This is a genomic window from Rhodopseudomonas sp. P1 (assembly GCF_039642825.1).
GTDB lineage: Bacteria > Pseudomonadota > Alphaproteobacteria > Rhizobiales > Xanthobacteraceae > Rhodopseudomonas > Rhodopseudomonas palustris_H.
Window position 1 is genome coordinate 22,108 of record NZ_CP088006.1, and the last position, 24,609, is coordinate 46,716.

Genomic DNA, 24,609 nt, shown 5'->3' on the forward strand with positions numbered 1-24,609 from the left:
ATGAGGCGCGACTCAGCGAATGACTTTCATTCGCTTCCGCAGTGCGGGAAAACCCGTCTGGCGGTCGTCAGGGACGACGCCGTTCATAGGTCTTGAGGTGGGTGTAGATCACCCGCAGCCGCGGTACCGGAACCTTCGCCTCATCGGCGCGGACGATGAGGTCGCCGATCACGTGATCGGCTTCGATCCGGGCGCCGGCCTGGATGTCGCGAAACATCGAAGCCGTCAGCGTCGAGCCTTCGGCGAGCAGCATGCCCCGGGTGCGTTCGACCGAGGCTTGGCGCGGCGCATGGCCGGCCGCCGCCGCAATCGTGGTGATCTCGTCGAAAACCCCGAGCATGAAGTCGGCACCGCCGGGGGCGGCAAGAATGTCGCCGACCGCGCCCCGCATCAGTGAGGTCGATCCGGCGAGCGTCGCCAGAAACACCCACTTCTCCCACATCTCCTGCATGATCACCGGCGAGGCGTTGACGCCGAAGTCGCAGCCGCCGAGCGCGGCGGCGATCTGCGTCACGCGCTCCGACATCGCGCCGTCACGCTCGCCGAAGGTGATCGCACTCATCGGCGCGAGCTGGACGACATGGCGCTGCGCATCGAGCGTCGCCGCAATCACGCATTGGCCACCGAGCACGCGGTCGCGGCCGAATGCAGCGTCCAGCACATCGAGATGCTTCATGCCGTTGAGCAGCGGCAGAATCGTGGTGCGAGGCCCGACACCGCCCCGGAACGAAGCGATCGCGTCGTCGAGGTCGAATGCCTTGCAGCTCAGGACCACCAGATCGTAGTCGGGAGCGAGCGCCGAAGCCTGCAGCGCAGGCGGATTTGCGATTTGCGCGTCGCCGTGCGGGCTCTTGATCACCAGCCCGTCGCGCGCCAATTCCGCCGCGCGGCCCGGCCGTACCAGAAACGTGACGTCACGGCCGACCTGCAGCAGGCGCCCGCCGAAATATCCGCCGATCGCGCCGGCACCAACGATCAGAATCCGCATCACGTCCTCCCGAATTTTCGCGAGTCTTAGCCGGATCGCGCAGCCGCTACGAGCGCGATGCCGGCATACCCCTCACCACTTCTCGCCGTAGGGACGGATTTCCATCTCGAACGTCCAGGCGCTCTTCGGCTGCTGATAAAGCTGCCAGTACGCACCGGCGACCGCCGCCGGCGGCATCAGCAGATCCGGGTTGGCGAGCGCATCCTTGCCGAAGATCTGCTCGCGGCGCTCGCGCACCCAGGCGGTGTCGACGCCGGAATCGATGATCAGATGCGCCACATGGATATTCTTCGGCATCAGCTCACGCGCCATCGACTGCGCCACCGCGCGGAGCCCGAATTTGGCGGAGGCGAATGCCGCAAAGCCTGAGCCGCCGCGCAGCGACGCGGTCGCGCCGGTGAAGAAGATCTTGCCCTGCCCGCGGGCCAGCATCAGCCGCGCCGACTCCCGTCCCGACACGAAGCCGGCCCAGCACGCCATCTCCCACACTTTTCGAAACACCCGATCGGTCGTCTCCAGGATCGGGAAATTGACGTTGGCGCCGACATTGAAGATCGTCACCTCGAGCGGCGCATGAGCGTCGGCATCGTTCAAGAACGCCGTCACCTCGTCCTCTTTGCGGGCATCCAGCGACCGCGCGACGATGCGGCCGCCGGCCGCCTCGATCTCCGCCACCAGCGACGCAAGCTTCTCGCCGTTGCGCCGGCCGGCGAACACCGTGAAGCCCTCGGCGGCAAACTTCTTGGCGATCTCCGCCCCGATGTAATCGCCGGCTCCGATCACCGCGACGGTTGCGTTGCGTGGCGTCATGCTGGCGTCTCCCTCAAGCTCGTCATTGCGAGCGAAGCGAAGCAATCCACGTTCTCAGCACGGAGCGACTGGATTGCGTCGTCGCTTCGCTCCTCGCATTGACGGGAGATCGATTGACGCTAGCCGTACATCTCTTCGACGTCGCGGAGCTGTTCCTTGCCGAAGAACATCTCGGTGCCGACGAAGAAGGTCGGCGAGCCGAACGCGCCGCGCTGGACGGCGTCTTCGGTGTTGGCGATCAGCTTCGCCTTCACCTCCGGCTCCTGCGCGCGGGTCAGCAGCGCCTTGCCGTCGAGCCCCGACGACGACAGCGCCGCGGCGGCGACTTCGAGATCGTCCATCTTCTTCGGCTCCACCCACATATGGTGGAACGCGGCCTCGACGTATTGGTCGAACACGCCGTCGAGCTGCGCTGCGACCGCGGCCCGCATCAGGTTGAGGGTGTTGACCGGGAAATGCGGATTCCAGACATACGGCTTGACCGCGTAGCGCTTCAGGAAGCGCTCGGTTTCGAGCGCGTGGAATTCGCGCTTGTTCTTGATGCCGGCCAGCGTCTCCGCCGGGGATTTGTTGTTGGTCGCCTTGAAGATACCGCCGAGCAACACCGGCACGTAGTCGAACTTGACGCCGATCCGCCGCTCGATCGCCGGGATTGCCTCGTGGGCCAGGAAAGCATTGGGACTGCCGAAGTCGAATAGGAATTGCGGGGCGGGCTGGGTCATGATCTCCTCCGGCAGCGGCGAGGTCGCCTTATATGATTATCGTCATTCCATACCAACCGTAGCGCGTCTGCTGCGACCGATCAACCGGGTCGCAAGCGGCGTTCGCGACCTTCGGAACTGTGATGTCCCGCGCCGCGGAAACTCTGCTAAGGCGAAGCGCGTTCTCACGGCTGGTGCCGCTTCAATCACTGACAGACATCCGGGATCTTCGCGACATGCTGACCGTCCATCACCTCAACAACTCTCGCTCGCAACGCGTGCTGTGGCTCCTGGAGGAGCTCGGCACCCCTTACGAGATCAAGCGCTATCAGCGTCAGCCGGACATGATGGCGCCGAAGCAGCTGCGCGCCGTGCATCCGCTCGGCAAATCCCCGGTGATCACCGACAACGGCAATACCATCGCCGAGTCCGGCGCGATCATCGAATACATCGTGGGCACCTATGGGGACGGCCGGCTGATCCCGCCGCCGAACACTCCGGAGCGGCTGCGCTACACCTACTGGCTGCACTATGCCGAGGGCTCGGCGATGCCGCCCTTGCTGCTCAAGCTGCTGTTCTCGATGATGCCGCAGCGCGCCCCGGCGCTGGTGCGGCCGCTGGTGAAGATGGTGGCGTCCGGCGCGCTGACCGGCTTCGTCGATCCGCAGCTCAAGCTGCACATGGATTATTGGGAGAGCGAACTCGGCAAGGCCGCGTATTTCGCCGGCGACGAATTCACCGCCGCCGACATCCAGATGAGCTTCCCGCTGGAAGCCGCCGCCTCACGCGGCGGCCTCGATCAGCGCTACCCCAAGGCGCAGGCCTGGCTCGACCGCATCCACGCCCGCCCCGCCTACAACCGCGCGCTTGAAAAAGGCGGGCCGTACGAAATCGGCAAGGCGTAATAGCAGCTTCGAATAGAGCAACGACCGACGCGCCAAGCACGACAGCTCCCTCTCCCGCCTGCGGGAGAGGGCGGGGGTGAGGGCGCCCCAGGCACAGCACCTGCCGCACCTCTCTTCATCGACATCGAGAGGTCGTCGTCCGCGTCGCCCTCTCCCCAACCCTCTCCCGCAGGCGGGAGAGGGAGCGCGCTGTGCTTGGGGAGAGCCTACCCCATCGGCAGCGGCGTGACGGTGACGCCGGGCGGCGGAACGCTGTCATCCGGCACGAAGAAGTCCGACATCAGCGGCACGCTCGGATCGACGCGATATGGCTCGAAGTCGCGCAACCCGGCCTCATACAGCACGCTGTCATCGATGCAGAACTGGCCGGTGAATTCGCGCGACGGCTTGGTCAGGATCGCATGGGCGGCGTCGCCCATGATCTCCGGCGTGCGGCTGGCGCGGATCATCGCGTCGCCGCCGAGCAGATTGCCGACCGCCGCCGTGGCGATCGTGGTGCGCGGCCATAGCGCATTCACCGCAACGCCGGCGTGCTTCAGTTCGCCCGAGAGACCGAGTGCCACCATGCTCATGCCGAACTTCGCCATGGTGTAGGCGGTCGACGCCGCGAACCACTTCGCCTTCATGTCGAGCGGCGGCGACAGCATCAGGATGTGTGGATTGGCGGCCTTCTTCAGATGCGGAATGCAGTATTTCGACACCATGAAGGTCCCGCGGGTGTTGATCCCCATCATCAGGTCGTAGCGCTTCATCTCGGTGGCCTGCGAATTCGTCAGGCTGATTGCACTGGCATTGTTGACGCAGACGTCGATGCCGCCGAACTCCGCCACCGTCTTGCCGATCGCGTCGATCACCTGCGCTTCATCGCGAATGTCACACACCAGAGGCAGCGCCTTGCCGCCAGCCGCAACGATCTCCTCGGCGGCGGTGTAGATCGTCCCCTTCAGCTTCGGATGCGGCTCGGTGGTCTTGGCGGCGATCGCCACATTGGCGCCATCCCGCGCCGCCCGCAGCGCGATCGCGAGCCCAATACCCCGGCTCGCCCCGGTGATGAACAGCGTCTTGCCTTGCAGTGATGCCATCTGATGCAGCCTCCTGGTCGCCCAAATCGAATGGCCGAACAGATTAGCAGGGCGCCGCTGCATCCGCTTGCGGCGAGACGTTGAACGACCCGTGCAAGCCGAAGCCTTCGGCGCCCACGCGGCGAGCTCCCTCCCCCGCTTGCGGGGAGGGTTGGGGTGAGGGCAGCCGCGAGTCGCAGCGCGCGCTTCGATCTTGGATTGAGCAAGTCGTTAGCTCATTGCCTGGGGCACCCTCACCCCGGCCCTCTCCCGCAAGCGAGACCTCTGCGAAACTTGTTGATTTGGCGAGTTGGCAGCTGGAGGGGTGATGGCGTGATGCGATTTGGCTGCGAGCGGCGGTTTCGGCCGCCGTGGCCGGAGATTGGTCAGCGGATGGCGGCTGCGGTTCGCAGGTTGTAGGCGATCGAGATTAGATCGAGGTGGAATGCGTTGGCGGTGATGCCGGCGTAGCGCATGCGGGTGAAGCCGTAGCGGCCTTTGAGTTGCGAGAAGGTCCGTTCGATCGCCTGCCTCACGCGCCCGATCAGCTTGTTGCGTACGGCCTGCCATCGCGGCAGCGTCTTCTGGTGTTTGTTGCGACGATGCTGGATGCGATCCTTGATGCCACGAGCTTTGAGGGCTTGGCGGCGCGCACGCTTCTCGTAGGCCTTGTCGGCATAGACCGCCTTCTCGTCGCCGAGGACGAGATCGTCGGCGACTTGGCTCTCATACGTCTTCGCCCCGGTCAGTTTGCGGGCCCGGATCAGCCCCGATCCCTGATCGATTGCGATGTGCGCCTTGTAGCCGAAGAACAGCTGGCGCTTGGGGCCCTGCCTTGTCCAGTTGGCTTCCGGATCGTGTGACGAGCGGCTCTCGACCTCGCGCGGGGTCGATCCCGAGGCAGGCGTCCGCCCTGAACTTTGAACCAGGGTTGCGTCGATCAAAGTCCCTGTCTTCAAGACATATCCAGCCGCTTCGAGCTGCCGGAGAACTTCCTGAAACAGGGCGTCTCCCAGGCCGGCCTGCTGCAAGGCATTGCGAAACCGGCAAAGCGTCGTCTCGTCGGGTGTCTGCGCATCCAGCGCGAACCCGCAGAAGCGCCGGAACGAAACTCGGTCGAGCAGGGCCTCTTCGAGACCGGGGTCGGACAGTCCGTACCACTGCTGCAGCAACAAGGCTTTGAACATTGTCAGCGGCTCGTAGGGCGGCCGACCGGTCTCGCCCGGCCGCACCTTCCGGATCAGGACGGCAAGACGGCCCCAATCGAGCAGGCCCGAAATGCGCTCCAGCCGCTCGTTGCGCCCAAAGCCCGCCGGCAGCAAAGCCTCAATGAAACTGTCCTGCGCCATCCCGTTCACCTCCGACTAAGCGCAAGTGAATCACATCTGGATAGAACAGTCAGGTTTTGCAGAGGTCTCGCTTGCGGGAGAGGGAGCGTACAGCGCGTGCGGAGAGGTGTCGCCTCGGTTACTACCTACCAGCGATCAATTCCCCGCCGCCGTCGCGCCCCGCGTGCGAGGATCGGGCGCGCCGTGGAAGCCGCCAGCGTCGATCAGGATCGAGTTCGCCGAGGTCTGGCCCAGCGGAGTGACGACGCGGTGGCCCATGGCGCGGAGTGCGTCCAGGGTCGCGTCGGGAAAGCCGCCTTCGACCCGCACCTCGTCCGGCAGCCACTGATGATGCAGCCGCGGCGCCGCGACGGCGTCGGCGACATTCATCCGGTAATCGATCACGTCGACGATCACCTGCAGCACCGCCGAAATGATCCGGCTGCCGCCGGGCGAGCCGGTGACCAGCACCGGCTTGCCGTCCTTCAGCAGAATCGTCGGCGACATCGATGACAAAGGCCGTTTGCCGGGCGCCGGCAGGTTGGCGGCGAAGCCGACCAGACCATAGGCATTGGACGCACCAGGAGCCGCGGTGAAATCATCGAGTTCGTTGTTGAGCAAGACGCCTGTGCCATCCGCCACCAGCCCGACGCCGTAAGAGAAGTTGAGCGTGTAGGTGTTGCTGACCGCATTGCCGTCGGCATCGGCGACCGAGAAGTGCGTGGTGTTCTGGCCCTCGCGCGGCTGCGGCAGCGGCTCAGCGACCGGCGTGGCCCGTTGCGGATCAATCCCGGCGCGCAGGCTGGCTGCGTAGTCCTTCGACAACAGCTTCGCGACCGGTGCCGCGCTGAAGGCGGGATCGCCGAGATAGCGGGCGCGATCCGCATAGGCGCGCTTCATCGCTTCGATCAACAGATGCAGCGACGGCGGCGTGCCCTGCCCGAGGTCGCGCATCGCGTAGCCTTCCAGGATGTTCAGGCTCTCGATCAGCACCACGCCGCCGGACGACGGCTGCGGCATCGCCACGATATCGTAGCCGCGGTAGCTGCCACGCAGCGGCGGGCGCAGCATCGGTTGATAGCCGGCGAGATCCTCCGGCGTGATCAACCCGCCGGCCTCGCGAATGCCGCGCGATAACTTCCCGGCGACCGGGCCGCGATAGAACCCGTCCGGTCCCTGTTTGGCGATGGCTTCGAGCGTCGCAGCCAGATCCGGCTGCAGCAGTCTGTCGCCGGCCTGCAGCGGCGAGCCGTCGGGACGCGCGAACACCCTACGGGTGGAAGGCCAGCGCGACAGCCAGGCGTGCCAATCCGGCAGCGTATCGGCGGTGTCGTCGGCGATGATGATGCCGTCCCGAGCCAGCGCAATCGCTGGCGCGATCACGTCCGCGAGCTTGAACTTGCCGGAGCCGTATTTGTCGAGCGCCAGGGCCAACCCAGCCACGGTGCCGGGAACGCCGATGCCGAGCGCGGATTTGCGCGATTTGTCCGGGTCGGGTTTGCCGCCCGTCAGGAACATGTCCTGGGTGGCGGCCTGCGGCGCGGTTTCGCGATAGTCGATCGCCACGTCCTCATTCTTCGCCGCGGAATGGATCACCATGAAGCCGCCGCCGCCGAGATTGCCGGCGCGCGGATAGGTGACTGCCATGGCGAAGCCGGTCGCCACCGCGGCATCGATCGCATTGCCGCCACGGGACAAAAAGCTGGCGCCGATTTCCGCAGCCAACCGTTCCTGCGCCACTACCATGCCGTGTTTGGCGATCACCGCTTGGGCCGGCCCGCGCGCCATGCCGCTGCGCATATCCTGCGCCGGCGCGGCGAGCGGGCTCAGCACCAGCACCAGCACGGCCAGCGTCATCAAAATGCGTTGCGGGACGCGCAGTGTGATCATCGAGCGGCTCCGATTTCTGCGGCGCAGGCTGCCACGCGCCGGACGAATCCTATAGGCAATCGAAGCCGCGAGGCAAAACGCGGTCCGGCCCGCGGAAGGAACAAGATGTCGTCATCTGTCGCGGAAGGCATCGCGCAAACTCGTGAACCGATCCGCTATCCGTCGCAGGGCGCCGTCATCGGCTGGATCCTGTTCGACTGGGCGGCTCAACCGTACTTCACGCTGATCACGACCTTTATCTTCGCGCCCTATTTCGCCACCTACGTGGCGCCCGATCCAGCGACCGGCCAATCGCTGTGGGGCTTCGCCACCGCCGCCAGCGGTTTCGTCATCGCGTTGGCATCGCCTGTCCTCGGCGCGATCGCGGATGCCAGCGGCCGGCGCAAGCCGTGGATCGCGCTGTTCGGCGCCATGCTGGTGATTGGATCGATGCTGATGTGGTTCGGCAAGCCGGGCGAACCACATACGATTCTGCCGCTGCTGATCGCCTACGCGATCGCCACCATCGGTGTTGAATTCGCCACCGTGTTCAACAACGCGATGATGCCCAACCTGGTGCCGCCGGAGAAGATCGGCCGCCTGTCAGGGACCGGCTGGGCGACCGGCTATGTCGGCGGCATCGTGTCGCTCGTCCTGGTGCTCGGCTTTCTGGCCGCCAGCCCGGAGACCGGCAAGACTTTGCTCGGCCTTGCGCCGTGGTTCGGACTTGATCCGGCGCAGCACGAAGGCGACCGGATCAGCGGCCCGCTCACCGGGGCGTGGTTCGTGGTGTTCGTGCTGCCGATGTTTCTGCTGACGCCGGACTTCCCCGCCAAGCTGGCGCCGCGCGCCGCGATCCGCGAGGGCCTGCGCGAGCTCGCCGAAACGCTGCGCGACCTGCCGCGACGGCGCTCGCTGGCGATCTTTCTGCTCGCCAACATGATCTACACCGACGGCCTGGTGTCGCTGTTTGCGTTCGGCGGCATCTACGCCACCGGCACCTTCGGCTGGACCACGATCCAGATCGGCACCTTCGGCATCATCCTGGCGATCGCCGCCACCATCGGCGCATTCGTCGGCGGCAGACTCGACGATGCGTTCGGGTCCAAACGGGTGATTGCCGGCTCGCTGCTCCTCCTGCTGGTCGCAATTGCCGGCATCCTGCTGATCGATCCCAGCCGTGTCTTGCTGATCGAAGTAACACCGCCGCAACCGGGCGCGGCGCTGTTCGCCTCACCTGCCGAACGCGCCTACCTGCTGCTCGGCTGCCTGATCGGCATCGCCGGCGGACCGCTGCAGGCGGCATCGCGCACGCTGCTGATCAGGATCGCCCCACGGGACCGGATCGCCCAGTATTTCGGCCTGTTCGCCCTCACCGGCAAAGTGACCTCGTTCATCGGCCCGCTGCTGATCGCGACCGTCACGGCGCTGGCGAGCAGCCAGAAGGCCGGCATGGCCGTGCTGGTGCTGTTCTTCGTCGCCGGATTGGCGCTGCTGACCCAGGTTCGGGGCTCGGCGGACTGATCGCGCCGGTGCGTGGACAAACACGCCGACCTGGTCTATAGGAGCGGGCATGATCCACCTGACCGCCTCGTACTGGTACTTTTATTTTAGCAGCTCGCTGGCGGCGGGAGGATTTCGCGCGATCTGAAGATTGCAGCATAGAGATCCGACAAGCCGCCAGACCTGGCGGCTTTTTCGTTTGAGCCGGCAGGTCTCCTGAACAGGAGCAAACTGCCGTGTTGACCACAACAGACGACCTTCGCCTTCAGAAAATCACCGAACTGAGTACGCCCGCCGAAGTGATGGGCGAGATTCCGCGCACACTGACCGCGACACGCACCGTCGCGGCAAGCCGCAGCGCGATTCACGCCATCCTGGCCGGAGCCGACGACCGGCTGCTCGTCGTCGTCGGCCCCTGTTCGATTCACGATCCGGCCGCGGCCATGGACTATGCCAATCGTCTGGCGGCGCTGCGCGAGACCCTGGCCGACCGGCTCGAGATCGTGATGCGGGTGTATTTCGAAAAGCCGCGCACCACGGTGGGCTGGAAAGGCCTGATCAACGACCCGGATCTCGATGGCAGCTTCCGGATCGACAAGGGACTGCGGCTGGCGCGTGAAGTGCTGTCGGCCGTGAACAATCTCGGCCTGCCGGCCGCCACCGAATTCCTCGATCTGATCACGCCGCAGTACATCGCGGATCTCGTCGCCTGGGGCGCGATCGGCGCGCGTACCACCGAAAGCCAGATCCACCGCGAACTCGCGTCGGGGCTATCCTGCCCGATCGGCTTCAAGAACGGCACCGACGGCAATGTCCGGATCGCCGCGGAGGCGGTGAAGTCCGCGGCGCAACCGCATCACTTCATGGCGGTGACCAAGGGCGGGCGCAATGCGATCGCGGCCACCACTGGTAACAGCGACTGCCACGTCATTCTGCGCGGCGGCGTCACGCCGAACTACGATGCCGCAAGTGTGGAAGCCGCCGCGGCAGTGCTCGGCAAGATCGGCCTGGCGCCGCGACTGATGATCGACGCCAGCCACGCCAACAGCAGCAAGCAGCCGGACAACCAGCCGAAGGTCACGGCCGATGTCGGACGCCAATTGGCGGCGGGCGAGAACCGCATCATCGGCGTGATGATCGAGAGCAATCTGGTCGCTGGTCGGCAGGATGTGGTGCCGGGTCGGCCGCTACAATACGGCCAGAGCATCACTGACGGCTGCATCGACTGGGCGACCACGGAGACGGTGCTGCACGAGCTGGCGGAAGCGGTCGAGAGCCGGCGAGCTACGCTCCGTGCCGCTCAGCAGGAAGGTGCTGCGGCGTGATCAGCTAAGCGGAAGGCAACCGTTCGCAGCTACCCCGAACTGCGATCTTCAGCAGCGGGCACTTTCGCGTCCCCACGTCATGCCCGGCCGTGTGCCGGGCATCCACGCCTTGCTGACTGAAACTCAGACAAGGCGTGGAGGCCGGGACAAGCCCGGCCATGACGGAGTTCGGGAGCAACCAAGTGAGACGGAAAGCCGTCGGAGCGTGTTAGTGCCGGAAGTGCCGGGTGCCGGTGAACACCATGGCAATGCCGGCGTCGTCCGCAGCCTTGATCACTTCGTCGTCGCGGACCGAGCCGCCGGGCTGGATCACCGCGGTGGCGCCGGCTTCGATGCAGGCCAGCATGCCGTCGGCGAACGGGAAGAACGCATCCGAAGCGACGACCGAACCCTTGGTCATCGGCGCCGCGAGCTTCAGCTCGGCCGCCGCATCCTGCGCCTTGCGGGCGGCGATGCGGGCGGAGTCGACGCGGCTCATCTGACCGGCACCGATGCCGACGGTGGCGAGGTCCTTGGCGTAGATGATGGTGTTGGACTTGACGTGCTTGCCGACGCGGAACGCGAACTTCAGGTCGCGCAGCTCGGCTTCGGTCGGCTGCCGCTTGGTGACGACCTTCAGCGCCATGTCATCGACCACCGCATTGTCGCGGCTCTGTACCAGCAGGCCACCGGCGACGGTCTTGTAGGTCAGGCCGTTGGCGCGCGGGTCGGGCAGCGCGCCCGCCAGCAGCAGCCGCAGGTTCTTCTTCGCCGCGACGATCGCGATCGCTTCCTCGGTGGCATCGGGCGCGATGATCACCTCGGTGAAGATCTCGGTGATGGCGCGCGCGGCTTCCGCATCGAGGGTGCGGTTGAGCGCCACGATGCCGCCGAACGCCGACACCGAATCGCAGGCCAGCGCCTTGCGATAGGCATCGAGCAGGCTGGCGCCTTCGGCGACGCCGCAGGGGTTGGCGTGCTTGACGATGACGCAGGCCGCGGTGCGCTTGGCATCGAACTCGCCGACGCACTCATACGCGGCGTCGGTGTCGTTGATGTTGTTGTAGGACAGCTCCTTGCCCTGCACCTGGCGTGCAGTGGCAACGCCCGGACGCTTCTCCGGGGTGGCGTAGAACGCCGCGGTCTGGTGCGGGTTTTCGCCGTAGCGCAGCGACTGGATCAGCCGGCCGCCGATCGCGCGGAAGTCCGGCGCGTCGGTCTTGAGCTGCAGCGCGAACCAGTTGGAGATCGCCGCATCGTAAGCCGCGGTGCGGGCATAGGCCTTAGCGGCGAGGCGCTTGCGCAAATTCAGCGTGGTCGCGCCGTTGTTGGCGGTCAGCTCGTCGAGCACCGCCTGATAATCGTTGGCCTCGACCACCACGGCGACATCGTCGTGATTCTTGGCCGCGGCGCGGATCATCGCCGGACCGCCGATGTCGATATTCTCGATGCAGTCTTCGTAGCCGGCGCCTTTATCGACGGTGGCTTCGAACGGATAGAGGTTGACGACGAGCAGGTCGATCTGCGCGATGCCGTGATCGGCCATCGCCTTGTTGTGCTCGGCATTGTCGCGGATCGCCAGCAGGCCGCCATGCACCTTGGGGTGCAGGGTCTTGACCCGGCCGTCCATCATCTCGGGGAAGCCGGTCAGATCAGAGACGTCCTTCACCGGCAGGCCGGCGGCGGCGATCGCCTTGGCGGTGCCGCCGGTCGAGACCAGCTCGACGCCGTGGCCAACGAGCGCCTTGGCGAAATCGATCAGACCGGTCTTATCGGAAACGGACAGAAGGGCACGGGTGACGCGGCGCGGCTTAGTCATGGGGCAAGATCCTCTGATGGAAGGAAACATATGCCCAGGCGCGCGGCGGATACGTCCCGCGCTTCCCGATGGTGCTCCATCCTAGGTCGCCAGTCGCGCGAGGCGGGCGTTGGTTAGCAGTTTTCGCCGACTGCCACAACGGCGACCAAGGTCGTTCAGCCTTGCGGATTTGTCGGGTTTTGCTGGCGAACCGCTATTCCCGTCGCCGGGACAACGCCTCAGAGCGGCAGCTCGGGCTCGTGGCGGGCGGCGCGGCGGGCGCTGGTCGCCTGCGGCGACGCATTGGAGCGGATGAAGCTCCAGCGCACGTTCGGCGCCTCGATCGAATTCTGCCGGATCACGATCTGGGTCGAGCGCCGCGGTCCGTCATTGCCGGCCAGGAACACGGTCTCTTCGAGATCGACCTTGTCGTCGGCCGCCTCGAAGGTCCAGACCTCGCGATTGGGCAACACCAGCATCACACCGCGGGCATCGTGCAGACGGCTGGCCTTGACCAGCGGGTGCAAATGGAAGCGCACGGCGTAATCGGCCTGCGCGGCGCGGTGCCGGCCACCCTGCATCGGCGACAGGCTGTCCTCACCGTCGACCCGGCTGCCGTCATGCTTCACCACCAGGACGCGCCGATGCAGCACGCCGAATTTGTCGCGGTAGCCGTCATGCGACGTCGTCAGCAGCACGCCGCCGGCGACTTCTTCGCGGCGGTTCTCGACTTGGCGCGGACCGCCGACCACCGGCGCGCCGTGCAGGAAGCGCTTCATAGCCGTGCGCTCGACGAAGCTGCAGGACGAGGTGTCGTGGCAGGTGACGGTGGAGTGCGCCACCGTCGAACGGGCAAAGCCGCGCCAGCTTTCGCGATTGGTGGTCGGCATGCCGCTGTTGATCACGATCCGGCACGGGCCCGACGACAATTCGAACGACAGGCAGCCGGCGTGCGCCTCCTGGCTGACATTGGCGGGCGGCGGGGTGCCGGCATCGACGATCACCAGCGTGGTGCCGGCATCGATCCGCTGGTAGCCGGAATGCGGCATGCTGGCGAGCGGCGTGCCCTGGCTGTCGTCGTAGGCCAACAGCGTCGCCAGCAGGTCCGACGGCGTCGCGCTCATGCCGTTGAACAGCGCGAAATTGCCATCGCCGTGCCGGAAGAACCGCAGCATCGGCATCATCCGGTCGATCGCGTTGAGCAGCGCCGGCGGCGGCGCGATGTTGCGGGCCGCAAACGTCTGGCGCAGCGGCAACAGGTCGATCAACAATTCGATCAGCGCGCTCGGATTGCGCGAGATATGGCCGCCGTCCGGGAGGATCTGGCGCTGCAGCTCGTCCGACAGCTTCTTGGTGGCGCCGCGGATCTGACGTGCCTGATTGGCGAGGCACAGCGACGCATAGCATAGCGCGATCAGCACCTGCAGCCGCGGCACACCGTCCTGCACATCGAGCAGCGCGTAGCGCAGCGCGCGGATTTCGCGAGTCAGGCCGCGCAAGTAACGGCGATAGAACTTGCCGTCGGTGTCGGACAGCACCAGCGGCGCCTGCGACAGCAGCGAGATCACCCGCCGCGCCAACACGTCCGGCCGCCGGCCGACCGGGCCGGTGCGCGACATGTTGCTGAGCCAGTCGTCGACCAGCGAACGGGCGTTGGCCCGGGTGATCGCGGTGTCGGCGGCGCGCAGATGGCGCAGCCAGCCGAATCCAAGCAGCGCGGCTTCCCAATCGTCGGAAGGCGGTTCGAGATCGAAAATCGAGCGGCCGTGGCAGGTGACGATCTTGCCCGCAAACACGAAGCGGCCCGCATAGATTTCGGCGGCGCGGGTCGCATCGGCGGTGCGCAAATCATGCGGCGCGATGATCAGCCGATCGGTGCGACCGGGCCACAACCGGGTCACCGCCACCGAACCACTGGAGGCGCGCGCCATCACGGTCCGCGCGAAGCGGCCCACGATCAGCGTCGAAATTCCTCTGCGGGGCGCGGCCGACACCTGCGCTAGAGCCCCGGGTCGTTGGTACGCATCACGTTGCTGCCCCCTGCGGACGGCCGACGTCAGTCCGCGCAAGACGTCGGACAATCGTCCAGTCCGGTACAGCTTCGACTGAAACGGCTCTGCAGACATGCGCGCAGCGGAGACGAAAGATTGTTCTGGACCAAAGCAACCTCAAGTTAACGAAAATTCGTTGCGAATCCTTTTAATCTGGAATTGGCGTTCACACACCCTGGCGATAGGCGAATGTGGACGGGCGCTGCTGCGCCACGTTCCACAGGCGGCTAATCTCGAAGGATTACAACGACTTCACCAGCCGTGCAGCGTAGAAGCCGTCGAGCCCGGCGAGCCGCGGATCGCTGTGCGGCAGATGACACGGCAGGGTCCGCAGCGCGCCGTCAGCCGTGACGATCTCGGTGAGACCGGCGACTTCCGCCGGATCGATCGGCTGCCGCCGCATCGACGGGTCGGCGTCGAGCAGCGCGGCGATCGCCTGCTCGCCCTCCTCGGGCTCGAGCGAGCAAGTGCAGTACACCAGCGTACCGCCGGGCCGCAGCAGCGACGCCGCCTTCTTCAACAGCCGGTTCTGAACCGCAGCGAGCGCGCCAATGTCGCTCTCCTGCTTCAGCCAGGCGACGTCGGGATGGCGCCGGATCGTGCCGGTCGAGGCGCAGGGCGCGTCGATCAGCACCGCGTCGAACTCGGCGGTCGCATCGCCCCGCCATTCGGCCGCATCGGCCACGCCGGTTTCAACCTCGAGCGACAGCCGCGCCAGATTTTCGCGCAACCGCGCCACGCGCGCGGGCGAGCGGTCGATCGCCGTGACCCGGGCACCGGCAGCGGCGAGTTGCGCCGTCTTGCCGCCGGGGGCCGCACAAAGGTCGGCGACGCTCTTGCCGACGATATCGCCGAACAGCCGGGCCGGAAGCGCGGCCGCAGCGTCCTGCACCCACCACTGGCCTTCATCAAAGCCCGGCAGCATCCGCACCGAGCCCTGCAGCAGCGTGCGCACGGTGCCGGTCGGCAGCACTTCGCCATGCAGCCGGGTTGCCCAATGCGCCGGGTCGGATTTCACCGTGAGGTCGAGCGAAGGTTCGTGGCTGATCGCCTGCGCGATCGCGCGCGCGGTGTCGGCGCCATAATGTTCGCTCCAGCGCGCCAGCAGCCATTGCGGCACGTCGGGCGTGCCGGCCGCCAGTTCCTCGACCAGCGGCAGGCCCTCACGCGCACAACGGCGCAGCACGGCGTTGACGAGGCCGGCATATTTGGCGGCGCGACGGTCGGATTGCACCAGCCTTACCGACAGATCGACGGCGGCGTGGTCCGGCACGTCCATCCAGAGAATTTGCGCGGCGCCGATCAACAACGCGCTCTTGGCGCGCGGCGCGTCGGTCGGCACGCCGCGATCGAGCAGCTTGGCGAGCAGCCCTTCCAGCGTTCCGAGCCGGCGCAGGATGGTCGCCACCAGCCGGCGCATCAGCGCACGGTCACGATCCGACAGCGTCTTCAGACCCGGATGCGCAGCCGGGCCTTCGAGCTGGTCGTCGAGCATACGGCGCTTCTGCAGCACCCCATCCAGAATGTCCGCGGCAATGCGGCGCGCAGCGAGGCCGGGCACCTCGGAAGCTTGGGCGAATCTTGGAGCAGGCATGGATTGAGGGTATCACAGCAGGAGGAGAGACGCCGCGCGAGGCCGCGCGCTGGTCTGCCGTGGATGGCATTCGAATATGCCAAATGTAAGAATCGCCGTCGCACCTGCCGGTGATGGCCTGCGCCCCGCGCGATGAAGAAAGGCGTCCGCCGATGACAAACCCCGATCCGAAATCCGCCCCGACGGATGCCGCCCCGCCGCGCAAGGATCTCCCCGAAGCGGCCAAGCGCGCCCTCGCCGAAGCCGAAGCCCGCCGCGTCGAAGCCGCCAAGCACGCCGAAGCGCGCGCCAAGGAAGTCCAGGGTCCGAAGGGGCCCGAGCCGACCCGCTACGGCGACTGGGAAGTCAAAGGCATCGCGTCGGACTTCTGAGGCTTTGGCAGGGCGTCACGGGCCACCGCAACCGGTGATTGCGCGGGATTGTTGCGGCATCTGCCGACTCGGGCTATCATAGGAATATGTCCCCACACCCGAGAACGAATCCGGTCCGGATTTCGCGGCTGCCCTGGCGCAGCCGGCTGTGGCCGTGGGTGTTCGTTCTCGGCGTTGCTGCCGGCACGATGCTGCCTGCACGGCATTGGCTGCACCTGCCGTGGCTGCAGCCGCCGGCCTCGCAGGGGATCGATAACGACAGCGAGACGGTGTGGCGGCGCGCCGGCAACCCGGCCACCCGGCATCCGGTCGACGTGCTGTACACCATCGACGGCGACACCTTCGATGCGCGGGTGCATCTGTGGCCGGGCACGGACCTGCGCACGCGGGTGCGGCTGCGCGGCATCGATGCGCCGGAGCTGAAGGCGCAATGTGCCCGCGAATTGCGGATGGCCGAAGCCGCCGCCGAGGCGCTGCGCCGGCTGCTCGCCGAGGGCGAGGTCGCGATCTACAACATCGGCCCCGACAAATATCAGGGCCGCGTCGTGGCGGACGTTGCGACCAAACGCACCGCCAGCGTGTCGAACGCACTGCTCGACGGCGGCTATGCCCGCGCCTATGGCGGCGGACATCGCGATGGCTGGTGCGACGGCCGCTGAGGTTTAGGCGACTGCGCCGAGCTGCTGCGGCCCGGCGAGATCGAGGGTCGCATCGGCCTCGGCGGTCTGCGTCACCAGCGACGGCGCAGTTTCGGACTCATCGATCGGTGGCGTGAACGGGCCGTCATTCTCTGCGACCGGCTTCGGTTTGTCGGCCCAATGCAGCGCGGTGTAGTCGAAGCCGTTGACGATGGTCGGCTTCACCACCTCGAAATACGGCGAGATGTCGAAATCGCGCGGCATGTACAGCGACGAGTGCCGGATGTGCAGGATCTCGCGACGTGCGGCACGGCTACCGGCCTTGGTGATCTTCGGCAGGATCGGATAGCGCACGGCCTCGAACGCCTGCGCGATCAGCGCCGAACAGATGATCTTGGTCGGGTCACCCGAACCGAGCGCAATCATGCGGCGGCGCCAACGCTGCGGCAGCGGCAGTGGCACCAGATAGCGCATCAGGTCGATGATGTTCTTGGTGTCGTAACCGAAGCCGATGCGATTGATCGCGTAGCGGCACACCGTGTGGCGGTCCTCATAAGAAAGGCCGACGGGGCGACACACCCGCGTGTGGTAGGCAAGGTGCCGCGACAGCGGCGACGAACTCACCCCTTCGCCGATATTGGCCTCGACCAGCACGTGCGGCTCGCCGTCCGGCTCGGTCACGCCATCGATCGGCCCGACATAGAGCGCGGCGTGCGACCAGGTCGACTGAGTCAGATACTTGATGATGCCGGCGATCCGGCTGTTGCCCTCGACCAGCAGGACATCGCCCGGCTCCATGATGGTACGTAGATGGTCGGGATCGCTCGGGGTGAACGGCTCATAGCCGGGCTCTTCCTTCTGCAAGTAGCTGGCGATCAACTTGCCGATGGTCTCGAGCACCACACCCATTGCTGCGCTCCTGCGGGATCCCTACTGCGACATCGTCACATCGCGTTCGTGGACGATCGTCGAGCAAAGCCGTTGCAGTTTAGTTCATCTGGTTCCTCGCGCAGTTACGCATCGTTCACCACGAACGGTTGCCGGTCGGAGGCGATTCCGGCAAGTTGACGCGGTCGGCCGGGCAGTGCGGCACCGCCGAAACAGTCGGCGGACGACGCAAAACGCGACGGAGTTCAACACATTGGTCACAGTCGCGGGACGCCGTGCCGTCGCCCCACCGGATAGTCGCCGCGCCGGCCGCCATTGGCCGCTTCGGTCGATCGCCTCGGCCGCCTCCAAGCTTTCGGAAACCATGCCATGACGATTTCGCGACGCAGCCTGCTCGAGGGCCTGCTCGGCGCCACTGCCGGCCTTGCGTTGCTGCCCGTGTTGTGCGGGCGGGCGAACGCCGCTCTGCCGCGCGAGGCGGAGGTGGTGGTGGTCGGCGCCGGCGCCGCCGGAATCGCGGCGGCGCGGCGGATCGTGGCGGCCGGCCGCAAGGTGGTCGTGGTCGAGGCCGCCTCGGAGATCGGCGGCCGCTGCGTCACCGATACCACCAGCTTCGCAGCGCCGTTCGACCGCGGCGCGCGCTGGCTGCACAACCCCGACAGCAACCCGCTGGTCCGGCTGGCACGCAGCTCCGGCTTTGCGGTGACACCGGTCGCCCCCGGCCAGAAGGTCAGGATCGGACGCCGCAACGCCCGCTCGCGCGAGACCGAGGATTTTCTCGCGGCCTACGTCCGTGCCAGCCGCGCCATCAGCGATGCGTCACGCGGCAAGGCCGATATTTCTTGCGCAGCCGCGCTGCCGAATGATCTCGGCGATTGGGCCGCGACGATCGAATATGTGCTGGGCCCTGCGACCACCAGCAAGGACCTGCGCGCGCTGTCGGCGATGGATGCGGCGCGGACGCTGGACCGCACCGCGCTGCTCGGCTGCCCGCAGGGCGTCGGCAGTCTGCTGACTCAGCTCGCCTCCTCGCTGCCGATTGCACTGTCGACGCCGGTGAAACGGATCGTTTGGAGCGGGCGCGACCTCGCGGTCGAAACCGCGGCCGGCCGGATTGGCGCGCGCGCCATCATCGTCACCGCATCGACCAACGTGCTGACCTCGGGCAATCTGGCGTTCTCGCCCGAACTGCCGAAACGGCAGCTCGACGCCGCAGCGCGGCTGAGCCTCGGCAGCACCGACCGGATCGCGCTGCAGTTCAAAGGTAACCCGCTCGGGCTGTCGCGGGACGAGACCATCATCGAACGCGCCGACGACATCCGCACCGCGACGCTGATGGGCAATATCGGCGGGACCTCGCTGTGCACGGTCGACGTCGCCGGCTCGTTCGGGCGCCAGCTCGCCGCGCAGGGCGAAGCCGCGATGCAGGATTTCGCGATCGAATGGCTCGGCAAGCTGTTCGGCAGCGACATCGCGGGCGCCGTCGAGCGCAAGGCGGTGACGCGCTGGAACGAGATGCCCTACGTGCTGGGCGCAATGTCGGCTGCGGAGCCCGGCGGCCAGCCGTCGCGCAAGGTGCTGGGCGAGCCGCTCGGCAATCTGTTCTTTGCCGGCGAAGCGACCCACGAAACGCTGTTCGGCACGGTGCAGGGCGCCTGGGAATCCGGCGAGCGCGCCGCCGACGCTGCGCTGAAAAAGATCGGCGCCGTCAAGGAGCCCGCGCCGGAGAAGCCCGCACGCAAACAGAAGCCGCGGCGCGAACCGCAGCGTCAGCGCGAGCAGCGCCCGCCCGCCACCGCGAGCGGCACGCCGTCGTGGTGGCGCTGAGCGGCCTCAGCCGCGCAGGCTGCCGCCGGTCTTCTTGGTGACTTCCGCCACGATCTTGGCCGCGACCGCTTCGATCTCCTGATCGGTCATGGTCTTGTCGCGCGGCTGCAGCGTCACGGCGATCGCCACCGACTTTTTGTCGGGATCGATGCCCTTGCCTTCATAGACGTCGAACACGCTGACCGAAGTGATCAGCTTCTTGTCGACGCCCTGCGCGGCGCGGACGATATCGGCAACCGCAACCTTGCGATCGACGATGAAGGCGAAGTCGCGCGACACGGGGTGGAACGCAGACAATTCCAGCGCCGGCTTGGCGCGGGTCGGCCGCTGCTTCGGATCGGGGATCTTTTCCAGGATAACCTCGAACGCCACCAGCGGGCCGTCGGCCCCGAGCTGTTCGAGCACCCGCGGATGCAGCTCGCCGAAATAGCCGAGCACGTTCTGCGGCCCGATCTGGATCGCTCCAGAGCGGCCCGGATGCAGCCAGGCCGGCAGCTTGTTGGTGGCGATCTGCAGACCCGCCATCGGCGCACCGGCCGCAGCCAGCACCGCGAACGCATCGGCCTTGGCATCGAGCGCGGTCGCCTGCGCCGAGCCCGACCAATGCCGGCCGAGGCCTGCGGAGGACGCAACGCCGCGGCGGACGCCGCTCGCAGCCATGAACTGATCCTGCGGCCGGTCGCCCTTGAACACCTGCCCAACTTCGAACAGCGCCAGATCGGCCGAACCGCGATCGGCGTTGGCCTGGGCGGCTGCGATCAGGCCGGGCAGCAGGCTCGGCCGCATGTCGGAGAGATCGGAGGCGATCGGATTGGCGAGCGCAAGCTCCGGCTGGCCGCCACCGAACGCCTCGGCGAACGGCTTGGAGATGAACGACCAGGTCACCGCCTCGGTCAGGCCGCGCGCCGCCAGCGCACGCTTGGCGCGGCGGGTGCGGTTCTGGATCTGGGTGAGCACCGGCTTGCGCGGGGCATCGCCACGCTCGAACGGCGTCAGCGGCACCTTGTCGACGCCGACGATCCGGACGATTTCCTCGACGATATCGGCCTTACCGTGGACGTCGCTGCGCCACGACGGCACCGCGACCTTCACCACCGGCGCCTGACCGACGACCGTGAAGCCGAGATGATTGAGGATGCGGCGGATCTCGGTGAGCGACACTTCAATGCCGGCCAGCCGCTTCACCTCGGCGAGCGGGAAGTCGATGATCTTGTCGTCGGCGAACGGATTGCCGACCACGACCACGTCCGACGGCGTGCCGCCGCAGAACTCCATCACCAGCTTGGTGGCGAGTTCGAGCCCGGGCAGCATGAAGGCCGGATCGACGCCGCGCTCGAAGCGGTAGCGCGCATCGGTATTGATGCCGAGCTTGCGGCCCGACTGGGCGATGTTGATCTCGTTCCACAGCGCCGATTCGATCAGCACGTCGGTGGTCTCGGCCGAACAGCCGGACACCTCACCGCCCATGATGCCGGCGAGCGATTCGACGCCGTGATCGTCGGCGATCACGCAGACTGACGAATCGAGCGTGTAGGTGCGGCCGTCGAGCGCCAGCAGCGTCTCGCCGTCCTTGGCGCGGCGCACCACCAGATTGCCCTTCACCTTGGCGGCGTCGAACACATGCAGCGGGCGCGAGCGATCGAACGTCAGGTAGTTGGTGATGTCGACCAGTGCGTTGATCGGGCGCAGCCCGATCGCCGTCAGGCGCTTCTGCAGCCATTCCGGCGACGGGCCGTTCTTGACGCCCTTCACCAACCGCAGCGCGAAGCCGGGGCACAGCTTGCTGTCTTCGACCGTGACACTGACCGGGCAAGGGAATTCGCCCTTGATCTGCTTGATGCCCGGGTCCTTGAACTTGCCCATGTCGGCGGCGGCGAGATCGCGCGCGATGCCATGCACCCCGGCGCAGTCCTGCCGGTTCGGCGTCAGGTTGATGTCGAGCACCGGATCGCCGAGCCCGGCCCAGGCGGCATAAGGCGTCCCGACCGGCGCATCGGCCGGCAGCTCGATGATGCCGTCGTGATCTTCGGAGATTTCCAGCTCGGCCGCGGAGCACAGCATGCCGCGGCTTTCGACGCCGCGAATATTGCCGATGCCGAGCGTGAAGTCCTTGGCCGGAATATAGGTGCCGGGCGGCGCGAACACGGTGACGAGGCCGGCGCGCGCATTCGGCGCGCCGCAAACCACCTGCACGGGCGCGCCGCCGTCACCGACGTCCACGGTGCAGACCTGCAGCTTGTCGGCGTTGGGGTGCTTGGCGGCGGTCAGCACCTTGGCGATGATGAACGGCGCCAGCACCTTCGCCTTGTCCTCGATGCCCTCGACCTCGAGCCCGATCATGGTGAGCTTGTCGGCGAGCTTTTCCAGCGGCTCGTCGGTGTCGAGATGATCTTTCAGCCAGGAGAGGGTGAGTTTCATCGGTTGTTACTTCCGTCTGGCAGCGCGGTGCGCGCGTCGTGCTGAATGCTCAAGGTCGTGCCCGCGTCACCCTCACCCCACCCCTCTCCCGCAAGCGGGAGAGGGAGCCGGCCATGCCGAATGGAGGGGCTGCGGGTCATATGGTTAGTCCGAATCGTCGGATGACGGGTGCTGCGTGCTGCGTGCTGCGTGTAGGCCGTCGCTTTGAAGCATTTTGTGTAGGCCGCGATTTCTCCTCGCGCTCGGCGCGCTCCCTCTCCCGCTTGCGGGAGAGGGTTGGGGTGAGGGCCCTTACCGCAAGCTCGGTCGCAATGCTCTGCAATACGCCCTCACGATTGCCCATCACCTCGGCATTGCTGAAGCGGATTACCCGAAATCCGCGCGCCTCGATCGCCGCAGTGCGCGCGGCATCTTCGCGCTCACTGTCGTCCGAGAAATGCTGCCCGCCGTCGATCTCGACCACCAGCTTTTTCGCGTGGCAGGCGAAGTCGGCGATGTACGGCCCGATCGGCACCTGGCGCTTGAACGAGAAGCCGTTGAGGCGCTTGTCACGCAGCTCGCCCCACATCAGCCGCTCGGCATCGGTGGATTTCTTGCGCAGCTCGCGCGCGTGGCGGCGCTGGCCCGGGGAGACGTTCCAGCTCGGTTTCGGCGTCGGCTGCTTCGAATCGTCCATCGCAAGCTCCGTCCCCGCCTCGCCCTCACCCCAACCCTCTCCCGCAAGCGGGAGAGGGAGTTCGCCGTGCCGGGTTGCGAGGGCTTCAATCATTTCAACAACAGATCGTTTTCAACTATCAGCGTCCGAGTTCAGCCGCGTAGCTCCCACAGGCCGCGGCCGGCCCCCTCTCCCGCTTGCGGGAGAGGGCTGGGGTGAGGGCACTTGCGCCGAGCACGGCGCCAGCGCACATCCAACTCACGAACTCAATCCGCCCGCCAGCGTCGGGATGTCGAGCGGCTTGAAGCCGTAGTGATTGAGCCAGCGCACGTCGGCTTCGAACAGTTGCCGCAGGTCGCTCATGCCGTATTTCAGCATCGCGATGCGATCGATGCCCATGCCCCAGGCGAAGCCTTGATACTCGTCCGGATCGAGGCCGCAGGCAGTGAGCACGTTCGGGTGCACCATGCCGCAGCCGAGAATCTCCAGCCAGTCTTCGCCTTCGCCGAACCGGATCTCGTCCTTGCCGCGGCGGCACTGGATATCGACTTCCAACGACGGCTCGGTGAACGGGAAGAACGACGGCCGGAACCGCATATTGACGTTGTCGACTTCGAAGAACGCCTTGCAGAACTCGTGCAGAATCCACTTCAGGTGGCCGAGATGGCTGCCCTTGTCGATCACCAGGCCTTCGACCTGATGGAACATCGGCGTGTGGGTCTGGTCCGAGTCGCTGCGATAGGTGCGGCCGGGACAAATCACCCGGATCGGCGGCCGCTGCGACAGCATGGTCCGGACCTGCACCGGCGAGGTGTGGGTGCGGAGCAAGAGGCGCGAGCCGTCTTCCTTCGGGTTGAAATAGAAGGTGTCGTGCATCTCCCGGGCCGGATGGCCTTCGGGGAAGTTCAGCTTGGTGAAGTTGTAGTCGTCAGTCTCGATGTCCGGACCTTCGGCGATCGAGAAGCCCATGTCGGCGAAGATCGCGGTGAGCTCATCCCACACCTGGCTGAGCGGATGCAGCCGGCCCTGCTCGGCGGCGGGCTCGCGCATCGGCAAGGTGACGTCGATGGTTTCGGCGGCGAGCTTGGCGTCGAGCGCGGCTGCCTTCAGCACGTCGCGGCGGGCGGTCAGCGCCTCGGTCACCGCTTCCTTGGCCCGATTGATCGCCGCGCCCTCGGTCTTGCGCTGCTCGGGGTCCATCTTGCCGAGCGTGGCGAGCAGTGCCGAGATCGAGCCCTTTTTGCCGAGCGCTCCGACACGGACCGCTTCGAGCGCGGCCTCGTCTGAAGCCGCCGCGATATCGGCGAGGATTTGGGATTGCAGGTTTTCGAGATTGGACATGAGCCGCCGTTCCCCTCAAGAAGTCATGCCCGGGCTTGACCCGGGCATCCATCGCTTCTCGAAAGATGGATCGCCGGGTCAAGCCCGGCGATGACGGTCAACCCGTTGAACGTCGGGGCCGCCGATGCGGCCTCGAATGAACCTCAGGCCGCGAGCGCAGCCTTGGCCTTCTCGGCGATCGCCTGGAACGCCGCCGGCTCGTTGATCGCGAGATCCGACAGCACCTTGCGGTCGACGACGATGCCGGACTTCGACAGGCCGTTGATGAACACGCTGTAGGTCATGCCGAACGGACGCACCGCGGCATTGAGGCGCTGGATCCACAGCGCGCGGAACGTCCGCTTCTTGCGCTTGCGATCGCGGAACGCGTACTGGCCGGCCTTGTCGACCGCAGCCTTGGCGGTGCGGATCGTGTTCTTCCGACGACCGCGATAACCCTTGGCGAGCTTGTAGACCTTCTTATGCTTGGCGTGAGCCGTCACACCGCGTTTAACGCGAGCCATGACTGATCTCCTTCATCTGAATTTGGTTTGGACGGCCGCGATGCGGCCCGATGAGG

General features: G+C 66.4%; 20 protein-coding genes and 1 riboswitch. Of the genes, 6 read left to right on the forward strand and 14 right to left on the reverse strand.

The genetic code is table 11. From position 1 onward, the window contains the following. Window positions 1-67 precede the first annotated feature (67 nt). From panE to LRC39_RS00115, 3 genes are all read right to left on the reverse strand, one after another. Window positions 68-988, reverse strand: a complete 921-nt coding sequence (panE, locus tag LRC39_RS00105; protein ID WP_346295956.1) for a 2-dehydropantoate 2-reductase — start codon at window positions 986-988, stop codon at window positions 68-70. 72 nt (window positions 989-1,060) lie between these two features. Further along, window positions 1,061-1,798 (reverse strand): SDR family oxidoreductase, encoded by a 738-nt coding sequence (locus tag LRC39_RS00110; protein ID WP_346295957.1) that lies wholly within the window; start codon window positions 1,796-1,798, stop codon window positions 1,061-1,063. Window positions 1,799-1,917: 119 nt separating this feature from the next. Next, a complete protein-coding gene (locus LRC39_RS00115; RefSeq protein ID WP_107353674.1) occupies window positions 1,918-2,520 on the reverse strand; it encodes a 2-hydroxychromene-2-carboxylate isomerase in 603 nt (200 codons plus the stop codon). A gap of 215 nt (window positions 2,521-2,735) precedes the next feature. On the opposite strand from LRC39_RS00115, the gene LRC39_RS00120 reads away from it, so the two are divergent. Then, on the forward strand, window positions 2,736-3,404 hold the full coding sequence (locus LRC39_RS00120) for a glutathione S-transferase (RefSeq protein WP_346295958.1): 669 nt from the start codon (window positions 2,736-2,738) through the stop codon (window positions 3,402-3,404). Between the two features lie 206 nt (window positions 3,405-3,610). Here the strand turns inward: LRC39_RS00120 and LRC39_RS00125 are convergent, their stop codons facing one another. From LRC39_RS00125 to ggt, 3 genes are all read right to left on the reverse strand, one after another. Beyond that, window positions 3,611-4,486, reverse strand: a complete 876-nt coding sequence (locus LRC39_RS00125) for an SDR family oxidoreductase (protein ID WP_346295959.1) — start codon at window positions 4,484-4,486, stop codon at window positions 3,611-3,613. A gap of 365 nt (window positions 4,487-4,851) precedes the next feature. Further along, entirely contained in the window at window positions 4,852-5,814 is a 963-nt protein-coding gene (locus LRC39_RS00130; RefSeq protein ID WP_346294990.1) for an IS5 family transposase, read from the reverse strand. A 135-nt stretch (window positions 5,815-5,949) separates the two neighbouring features. Further along, the gene (gene ggt / locus LRC39_RS00135; protein WP_346295960.1) at window positions 5,950-7,683 is read right to left on the reverse strand and encodes a gamma-glutamyltransferase; all 1,734 of its coding nucleotides are present in this window, start codon (window positions 7,681-7,683) and stop codon (window positions 5,950-5,952) included. A gap of 105 nt (window positions 7,684-7,788) precedes the next feature. Between ggt and LRC39_RS00140 the strand changes: the two genes are divergently transcribed. Continuing rightward, a complete protein-coding gene (locus LRC39_RS00140) occupies window positions 7,789-9,186 on the forward strand; it encodes an MFS transporter (protein ID WP_346295961.1) in 1,398 nt (465 codons plus the stop codon). Window positions 9,187-9,401: 215 nt separating this feature from the next. Next, window positions 9,402-10,490, forward strand: coding sequence for a 3-deoxy-7-phosphoheptulonate synthase (locus LRC39_RS00145; protein ID WP_346295962.1), 1,089 nt, complete (start codon window positions 9,402-9,404; stop codon window positions 10,488-10,490). Between the two features lie 208 nt (window positions 10,491-10,698). On the opposite strand, the gene purH is transcribed toward LRC39_RS00145, so the two are convergent. From purH to LRC39_RS00160, 3 genes are all read right to left on the reverse strand, one after another. Then, complete coding sequence (gene purH, locus LRC39_RS00150; protein ID WP_164572402.1) at window positions 10,699-12,288, reverse strand: bifunctional phosphoribosylaminoimidazolecarboxamide formyltransferase/IMP cyclohydrolase; 1,590 nt, start codon at window positions 12,286-12,288, stop codon at window positions 10,699-10,701. A 25-nt stretch (window positions 12,289-12,313) separates the two neighbouring features. Continuing rightward, a riboswitch (ZMP/ZTP riboswitch) is annotated at window positions 12,314-12,395 on the reverse strand. 111 nt (window positions 12,396-12,506) lie between these two features. Further along, entirely contained in the window at window positions 12,507-14,222 is a 1,716-nt protein-coding gene (locus LRC39_RS00155) for a heparinase II/III family protein (protein WP_346295963.1), read from the reverse strand. 337 nt (window positions 14,223-14,559) lie between these two features. Further along, window positions 14,560-15,912 (reverse strand): RsmB/NOP family class I SAM-dependent RNA methyltransferase, encoded by a 1,353-nt coding sequence (locus LRC39_RS00160; RefSeq protein WP_346295964.1) that lies wholly within the window; start codon window positions 15,910-15,912, stop codon window positions 14,560-14,562. 152 nt (window positions 15,913-16,064) lie between these two features. On the opposite strand from LRC39_RS00160, the gene LRC39_RS00165 reads away from it, so the two are divergent. Next, window positions 16,065-16,283 carry a DUF1674 domain-containing protein gene (locus LRC39_RS00165; protein ID WP_107346360.1) on the forward strand — a complete coding sequence of 73 codons (219 nt, stop codon included), beginning with the start codon at window positions 16,065-16,067 and terminating at the stop codon, window positions 16,281-16,283. Between the two features lie 86 nt (window positions 16,284-16,369). Then, entirely contained in the window at window positions 16,370-16,942 is a 573-nt protein-coding gene (locus tag LRC39_RS00170) for a thermonuclease family protein (protein WP_346295965.1), read from the forward strand. Window positions 16,943-16,945: 3 nt separating this feature from the next. Here the strand turns inward: LRC39_RS00170 and LRC39_RS00175 are convergent, their stop codons facing one another. Then, complete coding sequence (locus LRC39_RS00175) at window positions 16,946-17,830, reverse strand: YiiX/YebB-like N1pC/P60 family cysteine hydrolase (RefSeq protein ID WP_346295966.1); 885 nt, start codon at window positions 17,828-17,830, stop codon at window positions 16,946-16,948. Window positions 17,831-18,178: 348 nt separating this feature from the next. Here LRC39_RS00175 and LRC39_RS00180 point away from each other — a divergent pair, with 348 nt between their 5' ends. Continuing rightward, complete coding sequence (locus LRC39_RS00180) at window positions 18,179-19,636, forward strand: flavin monoamine oxidase family protein (protein WP_346295967.1); 1,458 nt, start codon at window positions 18,179-18,181, stop codon at window positions 19,634-19,636. Between the two features lie 6 nt (window positions 19,637-19,642). Here the strand turns inward: LRC39_RS00180 and pheT are convergent, their stop codons facing one another. The 4 genes from pheT to rplT all read right to left on the reverse strand — a co-directional run bounded on the left by pheT (window position 19,643) and on the right by rplT (window position 24,553). After that, on the reverse strand, window positions 19,643-22,054 hold the full coding sequence (gene pheT, locus LRC39_RS00185) for a phenylalanine--tRNA ligase subunit beta (RefSeq protein ID WP_346295968.1): 2,412 nt from the start codon (window positions 22,052-22,054) through the stop codon (window positions 19,643-19,645). Between the two features lie 136 nt (window positions 22,055-22,190). Further along, a complete protein-coding gene (locus LRC39_RS00190) occupies window positions 22,191-22,730 on the reverse strand; it encodes an endonuclease domain-containing protein (protein ID WP_346295969.1) in 540 nt (179 codons plus the stop codon). 237 nt (window positions 22,731-22,967) lie between these two features. Then, window positions 22,968-24,050 carry a phenylalanine--tRNA ligase subunit alpha gene (pheS, locus tag LRC39_RS00195; RefSeq protein WP_107342313.1) on the reverse strand — a complete coding sequence of 361 codons (1,083 nt, stop codon included), beginning with the start codon at window positions 24,048-24,050 and terminating at the stop codon, window positions 22,968-22,970. Window positions 24,051-24,193: 143 nt separating this feature from the next. After that, window positions 24,194-24,553, reverse strand: coding sequence for a 50S ribosomal protein L20 (gene rplT / locus LRC39_RS00200; RefSeq protein ID WP_011155609.1), 360 nt, complete (start codon window positions 24,551-24,553; stop codon window positions 24,194-24,196). Window positions 24,554-24,609 lie beyond the last annotated feature (56 nt).

What these genes read in the sequence shown, in the direction of transcription:
- panE (WP_346295956.1), bottom strand. Translation starts at nt 988, where the DNA reads ATGCGGATTCTGATCGTTGGTGCCGGCGCGATCGGCGGATATTTCGGC.
- LRC39_RS00110 (WP_346295957.1), bottom strand. Translation starts at nt 1,798, where the DNA reads ATGACGCCACGCAACGCAACCGTCGCGGTGATCGGAGCCGGCGATTAC.
- LRC39_RS00115 (WP_107353674.1), bottom strand. Translation starts at nt 2,520, where the DNA reads ATGACCCAGCCCGCCCCGCAATTCCTATTCGACTTCGGCAGTCCCAAT.
- LRC39_RS00120 (WP_346295958.1), top strand. Translation starts at nt 2,736, where the DNA reads ATGCTGACCGTCCATCACCTCAACAACTCTCGCTCGCAACGCGTGCTG.
- LRC39_RS00125 (WP_346295959.1), bottom strand. Translation starts at nt 4,486, where the DNA reads ATGGCATCACTGCAAGGCAAGACGCTGTTCATCACCGGGGCGAGCCGG.
- LRC39_RS00130 (WP_346294990.1), bottom strand. Translation starts at nt 5,814, where the DNA reads ATGGCGCAGGACAGTTTCATTGAGGCTTTGCTGCCGGCGGGCTTTGGG.
- ggt (WP_346295960.1), bottom strand. Translation starts at nt 7,683, where the DNA reads ATGATCACACTGCGCGTCCCGCAACGCATTTTGATGACGCTGGCCGTG.
- LRC39_RS00140 (WP_346295961.1), top strand. Translation starts at nt 7,789, where the DNA reads ATGTCGTCATCTGTCGCGGAAGGCATCGCGCAAACTCGTGAACCGATC.
- purH (WP_164572402.1), bottom strand. Translation starts at nt 12,288, where the DNA reads ATGACTAAGCCGCGCCGCGTCACCCGTGCCCTTCTGTCCGTTTCCGAT.
- LRC39_RS00160 (WP_346295964.1), bottom strand. Translation starts at nt 15,912, where the DNA reads ATGCCTGCTCCAAGATTCGCCCAAGCTTCCGAGGTGCCCGGCCTCGCT.
- LRC39_RS00165 (WP_107346360.1), top strand. Translation starts at nt 16,065, where the DNA reads ATGACAAACCCCGATCCGAAATCCGCCCCGACGGATGCCGCCCCGCCG.
- LRC39_RS00170 (WP_346295965.1), top strand. Translation starts at nt 16,370, where the DNA reads ATGTCCCCACACCCGAGAACGAATCCGGTCCGGATTTCGCGGCTGCCC.
- LRC39_RS00175 (WP_346295966.1), bottom strand. Translation starts at nt 17,830, where the DNA reads ATGGGTGTGGTGCTCGAGACCATCGGCAAGTTGATCGCCAGCTACTTG.
- LRC39_RS00180 (WP_346295967.1), top strand. Translation starts at nt 18,179, where the DNA reads ATGACGATTTCGCGACGCAGCCTGCTCGAGGGCCTGCTCGGCGCCACT.
- pheT (WP_346295968.1), bottom strand. Translation starts at nt 22,054, where the DNA reads ATGAAACTCACCCTCTCCTGGCTGAAAGATCATCTCGACACCGACGAG.
- LRC39_RS00190 (WP_346295969.1), bottom strand. Translation starts at nt 22,730, where the DNA reads ATGGACGATTCGAAGCAGCCGACGCCGAAACCGAGCTGGAACGTCTCC.
- pheS (WP_107342313.1), bottom strand. Translation starts at nt 24,050, where the DNA reads ATGTCCAATCTCGAAAACCTGCAATCCCAAATCCTCGCCGATATCGCG.
- rplT (WP_011155609.1), bottom strand. Translation starts at nt 24,553, where the DNA reads ATGGCTCGCGTTAAACGCGGTGTGACGGCTCACGCCAAGCATAAGAAG.